Source organism: Bradyrhizobium sp. NAS80.1, from assembly GCF_001908205.1.
Lineage (GTDB): Bacteria > Pseudomonadota > Alphaproteobacteria > Rhizobiales > Xanthobacteraceae > Bradyrhizobium.
On sequence record NZ_LGHL01000067.1, the window covers coordinates 1 to 8,050 of the forward strand.

Annotated in this window: 6 protein-coding genes; 5 read left to right on the forward strand and 1 reads right to left on the reverse strand. The window is 63.6% G+C overall.

Going from position 1 to position 8,050, the window contains the following annotated elements; genetic code table 11:
* The coding region (locus tag AC629_RS16990) for a HAMP domain-containing protein (RefSeq protein WP_143199187.1) at nucleotides 1-1,104 on the reverse strand (1,104 nt) is incomplete at its 3' end.
* Between the two features lie 337 nt (nucleotides 1,105-1,441).
* Here AC629_RS16990 and AC629_RS16995 point away from each other — a divergent pair.
* From AC629_RS16995 to AC629_RS17015, 5 genes are all read left to right on the forward strand, one after another.
* Nucleotides 1,442-1,927, forward strand: a complete 486-nt coding sequence (locus AC629_RS16995; protein WP_084806109.1) for a (2Fe-2S)-binding protein — start codon at nucleotides 1,442-1,444, stop codon at nucleotides 1,925-1,927.
* Nucleotides 1,928-2,011: 84 nt separating this feature from the next.
* Nucleotides 2,012-4,354 carry a xanthine dehydrogenase family protein molybdopterin-binding subunit gene (locus AC629_RS17000; RefSeq protein ID WP_084806111.1) on the forward strand — a complete coding sequence of 781 codons (2,343 nt, stop codon included), beginning with the start codon at nucleotides 2,012-2,014 and terminating at the stop codon, nucleotides 4,352-4,354.
* A gap of 15 nt (nucleotides 4,355-4,369) precedes the next feature.
* Nucleotides 4,370-5,170 carry an FAD binding domain-containing protein gene (locus AC629_RS17005; protein ID WP_084806115.1) on the forward strand — a complete coding sequence of 267 codons (801 nt, stop codon included), beginning with the start codon at nucleotides 4,370-4,372 and terminating at the stop codon, nucleotides 5,168-5,170.
* A gap of 234 nt (nucleotides 5,171-5,404) precedes the next feature.
* Entirely contained in the window at nucleotides 5,405-6,517 is a 1,113-nt protein-coding gene (locus AC629_RS17010; protein WP_084806119.1) for a CaiB/BaiF CoA transferase family protein, read from the forward strand.
* A 75-nt stretch (nucleotides 6,518-6,592) separates the two neighbouring features.
* Nucleotides 6,593-7,912, forward strand: a complete 1,320-nt coding sequence (locus tag AC629_RS17015; RefSeq protein WP_084806117.1) for an MFS transporter — start codon at nucleotides 6,593-6,595, stop codon at nucleotides 7,910-7,912.
* The last annotated feature ends 138 nt before the right edge of the window (nucleotides 7,913-8,050 follow it).

Genomic DNA, 8,050 nt, shown 5'->3' on the forward strand with positions numbered 1-8,050 from the left:
CGCGCCGGCCATCTCGCCGATCTCGTCCTTGCGGCCGAGGCCCGGCAGCACGACGTCGAAATTGCCCGAGGCAAGCTCACGCATCGCCTTGCACATCGCGATCATCGGACGCGAGATGCCGGTGCCGAGCAGGAAGGCGAGGACGACGCCGAGCAGCGTGCCACCGACGGCCAGCATCAAGACCAGGTGTTCGGTCTGTCCGATGGTCGCTTCCGACTCCGAATCAAGCCTCTGCTGCTCGGCGACCAGATCCGCCTTCATGGCAGTGGCGCCCTGAAGGATCGCGCCGGCAGAGCCGCTCATCTCGGTGACGAGCTCATCGACCATCTTGGCGTTGGTGATCAGCTTTTCCAGCGCTTCACGATAGGCGACAAGCAGTGCCTTGGCGTCCTTCAGGCCGGCAACGATCTTGTCGTCCATGGAATAGACCGCGCCCAGCGAGTTCTCGACGAATTTCAGCCGCGCCAGCGCGCTGGTAGCGATCCCCTGGTCGGACGTCAGCACGAAGTTGGTTGCCGCCGCGCTCGCGGTCTGGAACTGGGCGTTGGCCTGCTTGGTGCCGAACTCGATCGACTGGGCCTCGGAATCGGAGGCGTTGTTGCCGATGTCGTCAAGCTTGTACTTCAGGAGGTTGGCATTGCGCGTGAGCTGGTTCTGGACCAGGAGCCCGTTGTCGCGCTTGGCCTGGAGGACCTTGGCGAAGGTGGTGGAGAAATTGGAGAATTCCTTGGCGAGCTTATTGAGGCTGTCCAGGCGTGCCGGGTTCTTGGCGCTCTTGACGGCCTGGTCGATGGCATTCTTCAGGCTGGCTTCGGTGTCCAGTGCCGCCTTGGCATCGTCCTCCTTGCCGGTGGCGACGAAATATTTGACGGCCGAACGATAGGCGAGCAACTCGCGGTCGATGTTGCGGGCGAGGTCGGCCTCGGAAACGCTGGCGCGATAAGATCCGACCCCGGACGAGACCCGTTCAAAGCCGAAATAAGAGAAAGCCATGCTGCCGGCGGAGATCACCAGCACCGCGGCAAAGCCGAGGATGATTTTTGCGCGGAACCGGAGGGTCGGAAATATTGTACGCTTCGACGGCGACGCGATACGCCCGGACATTCCAACCCCCATTTTGTATTCAGCCGCGATCCGGAGGCGCCCCGCCCCCGGCCGGATGCGCAAAACTAGGGCAGAATCGATAAGGGGCGGTAAATTTGGCAGACGCGAGCAATCTCCGGCTTCATCGGCCAAAGGCCGACCAGATGACATGATGGCTGGCATCCCACCCCGGCAGGCGGTCCGGCCAAGGAATCCTCGGCTTGCCCGCGCAAATCATTGCACCCCGTCAGGATCGATGACTTTTCCATGACCGAGGCGACCAAAATCCTAGTTGCAAAGTTCCGGGGCGCTGTCTCTAATTAGAAGCAATCAAAATCATTCCTGGGAGGACTCCACCGTGTCTACAGTCAAACTGACAGTGAACGGCAAAGCCGTTGCTGTCGACGTCGAGGACCGCACGCTGCTGGTCCATCTCCTGCGCGATCACCTCAACCTCACCGGGACCCATGTCGGCTGCGACACCAGCCAGTGCGGCGCTTGCGTCGTTCACATTGACGGCAAGGCGGTGAAATCCTGCACCATGCTGGCAGGACAAGCGGACGGCGCCAGCGTCACCACCATCGAAGGCATCGCCAAGGGTGATGAGCTGCACCCGATGCAGGCCGCCTTCCGCGACAATCATGGCCTGCAGTGCGGCTATTGCACGCCGGGCATGATCATGTCGGCGATCGACATCGTGCATCGCCATGGCGGTCAGCTCGACGAAGCCACCGTCCGTCACGAGCTCGAAGGCAATATTTGCCGCTGCACCGGCTACCACAACATCGTCAAAGCCGTGCTGGATGCGGCCGGCCGCATGAAGGTCTCGCAGGCGGCCGAGTAAAGCGGCCCGCCTCGAAAGCAGAATCACCGCCGCCGCTATCGATGGACAGCGCGGCCAAACAATTTCCGGTCGGGAGGACCAGACATGGGTGTTGAAGGCATCGGCGCACGCGTCGTGCGCAAGGAAGACAAGCGTTTCATTACCGGCAAGGGCCGCTACGTCGACGACATCAAATTGCAGGGCATGACCCATGCCCATTTCATCCGAAGCCCGCACGCGCACGCCAAGGTGAAGAAAATCGACTCGTCCGCCGCGCTGAAGATGCCGGGCGTCGTCGCAGTGCTCACCGGACAGCAGATTGTCGACGACAAGGTCGGCAACCTCATCTGCGGCTGGGCCATCACCTCCAAGGACGGCAGTCCGATGAAGATGGGCGCATGGCCGGCAATGGCGCCGGAGACAGTACGCTTCGTCGGCCAGGCCGTCGCCGTTGTGATCGCGGACAGCAAGAATCTGGCGCGCGACGCGGCCGAAGCCGTGGTCGTGGACTATGAAGAGCTGCCGGCTGTCGCCGACGTCCACGCCGCCATCAAGGCCGGTGCACCGCAGCTTCACCCCGAAGCCCCCGGCAACCAGGTTTATGACTGGGTCATCGGCGACGAGGGCGCAACGGATGCCGCCTTCGCGAAGGCCGCCAATGTCGTAAAACTCGACGTCACCAACAACCGCCTCGCCCCGAACGCGATGGAGCCGCGCGCGGCGATCGCCGACTACGACGCGGCGGACGAGCATTTCACGCTCTATACGACGTCGCAGAACCCGCACGTCGCACGCCTCGTGCTGTCGGCGTTCTACAACATCGCCCCCGAGCACAAGCTGCGCGTGATCGCACCCGACGTCGGCGGCGGCTTCGGCTCGAAGATCTTCATCTATCCGGAAGAGATGGTGGCGCTGTGGGCGTCGAAGAAGGTCGGCCGCCCAGTGAAATGGACGGGCGACCGCACCGAGGCCTTCCTGACCGACGCGCATGGCCGTGACCATGTCACCCACGCCGAGATGGCATTCGACGCCAGCAACAAGATTACCGGCCTGAAGGTGAAGACCTACGCCAATTTCGGCGCCTACATGTCGCTGTTCTCGTCGTCGGTGCCGACCTATCTCTACGCGACGCTGCTGTCGGGCCAATACAACATCCCGACGATCCATGCCGAGGTGATCGGCGTCTACACCAACACCACGCCGGTCGATGCCTATCGCGGCGCCGGCCGCCCCGAGGCAAGCTACCTGATCGAACGGCTGATGGAGACGGCGGCGCGGCAGCTCAAGGTCGATCCGGCCGAGCTGCGCAGGACCAACTTCATCACCCAGTTCCCGCACCAGACGCCTGTGATCATGGCCTATGATACCGGCGATTTTAACGCCTCACTCGACGCCGCGATGAAGGCCATCGACTATGCCGGCTTCGCCGCCCGCAAGGCCAAGGCGAAAGGCGATGGCAAGCTGCGCGGCATCGGCGTGTCCTGCTACATCGAGGCCTGCGGCATCGCACCGTCCAAGGCGGTCGGCAGCTTAGGTGCCGGCGTCGGTCTCTGGGAGTCCGCAGAAGTGCGCGTCAACCCGGTCGGCACCATCGAGATCCTGACGGGCTCGCACAGCCACGGCCAGGGCCATGAGACCACGTTCTGCCAGCTCGTCGCCGACCGCCTCGGCGTTCCCATCAGCCAGGTCTCGATCGTCCATGGCGATACCGACAAGGTGCAGTTCGGCATGGGCACCTACGGCTCGCGTTCCGCGGCCGTCGGCCTCACCGCGATCCTGAAGGCCATGGAGAAGATGGAATCCAAGGCCAAGAAGATCGCGGCGCATGCGCTGGAAGCATCCGAAGCCGACATCGTCATCGAGAACGGCGAGTTCAAGGTGACGGGCACGGACAAGGCAATCGCCTTCCCGATGGTCGCGCTCGCGGCCTACACCGCGCACAATCTGCCTGAAGGGATGGAGCCGGGCTTGAAGGAAAGCGCCTTCTACGACCCGACCAACTTCACCTTCCCGGCCGGCGCCTATATCTGCGAGCTCGAGGTCGATCCCGGCACGGGCAAGACCTCCTTCGTCAACTTCGTCGCGGCCGACGATTTCGGCCGGCTGATCAACCCGATGATCGTCGAAGGCCAGGTCCATGGCGGCCTCGCCCAGGGCATCGGGCAGGCGCTGCTCGAGCACGCGATCTACGATGCCAACGGCCAGCCGGTCACGGCCTCGTTCATGGATTACTCCATGCCGCGCGCCGACGACCTGCCCTCGTTCAACCTCTCCCACACCACGACGCTGTGCCCGGGTAATCCCCTCGGCATCAAGGGTTGCGGTGAGGCCGGCGCGATCGGCGCCTCTGCGGCCGTGATCAACGCGATCACGGATGCGATCGGCAAGAACAATCTGGAAATGCCCGCAACCCCGGACCGGGTGTGGCGCACGATCCACGCGGCCTAAGAGGGAGGAACGAAGATGTACCAGACCACCTATCATCGCGCTTCCTCGGTCGACGAGGCCGCCAGCCTGTTCAGCAAGAGCAGCGAGGCGAAATTCCTCGCCGGCGGCCAGACGCTGCTGCCGGTCATGAAGCAGCGGCTCGCCAGCCCGTCCGACGTGATCGACCTTGCGAAGATCAAGGACATGATCGGCGTCGAGGCCTCCGGCGACACGCTGACCATCAAGGCCGCCACACCGCATTATGATGTGGCGACCAGCGATGCCGCGAAGAAGGCGATCCCCGCACTCGCCTATCTGGCATCGCTGATCGGCGACCCTGCGGTGCGCTATCGCGGCACGATCGGCGGCTCGCTCGCCAACAACGATCCGGCCGCCGACTATCCGGCCGCGACGTTGGCGCTCGGCGCCACCGTAAAGACCAACAAGCGGTCGATTGCGGCGGATGATTTCTTCAAGGATCTGTTCACGACGGCCCTCGAAGACGGCGAGATCATCACCGCGGTGTCGTTTCCGGTTCCGCAGAAGGCGGGCTACGCCAAGATGCCACATCCGGCCTCGCGCTTCGCGCTGACCGGCGTCTTCGTCGCGCAGACGAAGTCGGGCGAGATCCGCGTGGCCGCCACCGGCGCCTCGCAGAGCGGCGTGATGCGGGTTCCCGCAATCGAAGCCGCGCTGAAGGCGAACTGGTCACCGTCGGCGATCGACAGCGTGAATATTTCGGCGAGCGGACTTCTCTCCGACATTCACGGTTCGTCGGACTACCGCGCCAACCTCGTCAAGGTGATGGCGCAGCGCGCGGTTGCGGCTGCCGGCTGACAACGCATCAACCGGCTTGAGCGCGACACAATCGCGCTGTAGCGACTCAACACAAATCTTTTGCGGCGCGCAGCAATGCGCGCCGCTTTTATTATGCGCCCATGCAGGAAAAGCGCTTGCCTCGCTGACGTGAAGGCGAGAAAAGTTAATCAGCCAATTAACTCGCCCTAGAGAGGAATGTCCGAGGCGATTACCGGACCACCGGCAGCCGCCCGCGACCCGAGGAACAACAACGTGCTCGATAAACCAGCCCAAAACTCTTCCGTTCGCATCTCCGGCCCGCTCTCGGGCTTCCGCGTCGTTGAATTCGCCGGCATCGGACCCGGTCCGTTCGCCTGCATGATGCTGGCCGACATGGGCGCCGACGTCGTCACGCTCGATCGCGTTGGCGCGAAGAAGAGCATGAAGTCGGTGGCGGGCCGCGGCCGCAAGGTGATCGAGCTCGACCTCAAGGACAAGGCCGCGATCGCGCAGGTGCTCGACCTGCTTGCCAGCGCCGACGCCTTGGTCGAAGGCTTTCGTCCCGGCGTGATGGAGCGTCTCGGGCTCGGCCCCGATGTCGTGCTCGCCCGCAATCCAAAACTCGTCTATGGCCGCATGACCGGCTGGGGCCAGGAAGGCCCGCTCGCCAATGCCGCCGGTCATGACATCAATTACATCTCCATCACCGGCGCGCTCGCCGCGATCGGCACCAAGGAAGCGCCGGTGCCGCCGCTCAATTTGGTCGGCGATTTCGGCGGCGGCGCGCTCTATCTCGTGGTCGGCGTACTCGCGGCACTTCTGGAAGCCCAGAAGTCCGGCAAGGGCCAGGTTGTCGACACTGCGATGTGCGACGGCGCGGCATCGCTGATGTCGTTCTTCTTCGACATGAAAACGCTTGGCCGCTGGACCGAGGGGCGCAACCAGAACTTCCTCGATGGCGGCGCGCATTTCTACGGCGTCTATGAATGCGCCTGCGGCCATTTCGTTTCGATCGGCTCGATCGAGCCGCAATTCTACGCGCTGCTCCGCGAGCACGCGGGCCTGACCGACGCCGATTTCGACGCACAGATGGACCCCAAGGCCTGGCCGGCGCTGAAGGAGAAGCTGAAGGCCGTGTTCAAGAGCAAGACGCGCGAAGACTGGTGCAAGATCATGGAAGGCACCGACATCTGCTTCGCGCCGGTACTGACCATGTCGGAAGCGACCAAGCATCCGCACATGGTCGCCCGCAACGTCTTCCTCGAGCGCCACGGCGTGAAACAGCCCGCGCCCGCGCCGCGCTTCTCGCGCACACCGTCTGCGGTTCGCGAACCGGAAGGCGCCGAGATCGGAGCGGTAACGGCTGCGTGGAAAGCGGGCCGCTAAGGCGGGCTTAAGGGTTGCAAGCAAGCTCCTTTTGCGTCACTTCGCGTTCATGCAAGTGACACAAGGTGCGACCCCGTGAACCAGACTGACCGCGCGCGTCCCTCTCAAACCATGCGCGTCGGCGCGGCCATTCTGGGCAACGCGCTCGAATTCTACGATTTTACCGTCTACGCGGCGTTCGCCACCTGGCTCGCCAAGGCGTTCTTCCCGGCGGACAATCCGAACACGAGCCTACTGCTGGCCGTCGCCACCTTCGGCGTCGGCTTCGTGGTGCGGCCGCTCGGCGGCATCGTCATCGGCGCCTATGCGGATCGCTTCGGCCGCAAGCCCGCGATGACCCTGACGATCTGGTTGATGGCGCTGGGAACCGGCATCATCGGTCTGTTGCCAACCTACGATCAGATCGGCCTGCTGGCGCCGGTCATGCTGGTGTTCGCGCGCCTGCTGCAAGGCTTTTCGGCCGGTGGCGAGATGGGCCCGGCGACGACCTATCTTCTCGAAAGTGCGCCCGCGCACCGGAAGGGCTTTTTCGGCAGCTGGCAGCTCGCCAGCCAGAACATGGGCAGTCTCTTGTCTGCCTTGATCGGCCTTCTGCTCGCACTTCTGATTACGCCCGGCGCGAATGACAGCTGGGGCTGGCGAATCCCGTTCCTGCTGGGAATCCTGATTGCGCCGGTCGGTTACTTCATCCGCCGCAATCTCGATGAAACCCTGAACAGGGAAGAAGCTCATGCCAGCGTGGGCGGCGTGCTCTCCGACATCCTGGCCAATCACTGGGCCAAGATCGTGCTCTGCATCCTCTTGATCTCGGGCGCGACGATCAGCCAGTACTTCTTCCTCTACACGACCACCTACGCCATCAGCACGCTGCACTACAGCCAGGGCTGGGCGATGGCGACCAACTTCGTCACCTTCATCAGCGGAACCATCTTCGCACTGCTCGGTGGGCTGCTGGCGGACAAATACGGCTTGAAGACCGTCACCATCGTCCCGCGCATCATCGTGACGCTGCTGCTCTACCCCGCGCTGCAGCTGGTCGTGTCGTCGGGCTCGCCGCTGGTGTTCTTGGCGACATCGGCGACATTGATCGCATTCCACGCGATGTCGTCAGGTGCGGGCATCATCCTCATCCCGCTGATCTTCCCGGCGATCGTTCGCACCGCAGGTCTGTCGATCGCCTACGCGCTCGGCGTGACCATCTTTGGCGGCACCGCGCAGTTCGCGTTCACCTGGATCATCGGCGCGACCGGCGACAAGCTGTCATGGGTCTGGTACGTCATCGCCATGAGCGTGATCAGCCTGATCGCGACGATGGCGCTGCGCCTGCCTGAAGGCGTCGAACGGAGGCGGCAGGGTGCAACGACGGGCGCCGCGGTGGCGAGTTCGTCGAGCTAACAGGCAGGGAAAAAGCGGCGGCAAAAGTCTCCGCTGTCGTCCCGGACAAGCGCAGCCTTGGCAACGCGTAGCGTTGTCCAGGGCGGAGCGCAGATCCGGGACCTCCGCGCGAGCGCTTGCGCTCGTCGCGATAACCAC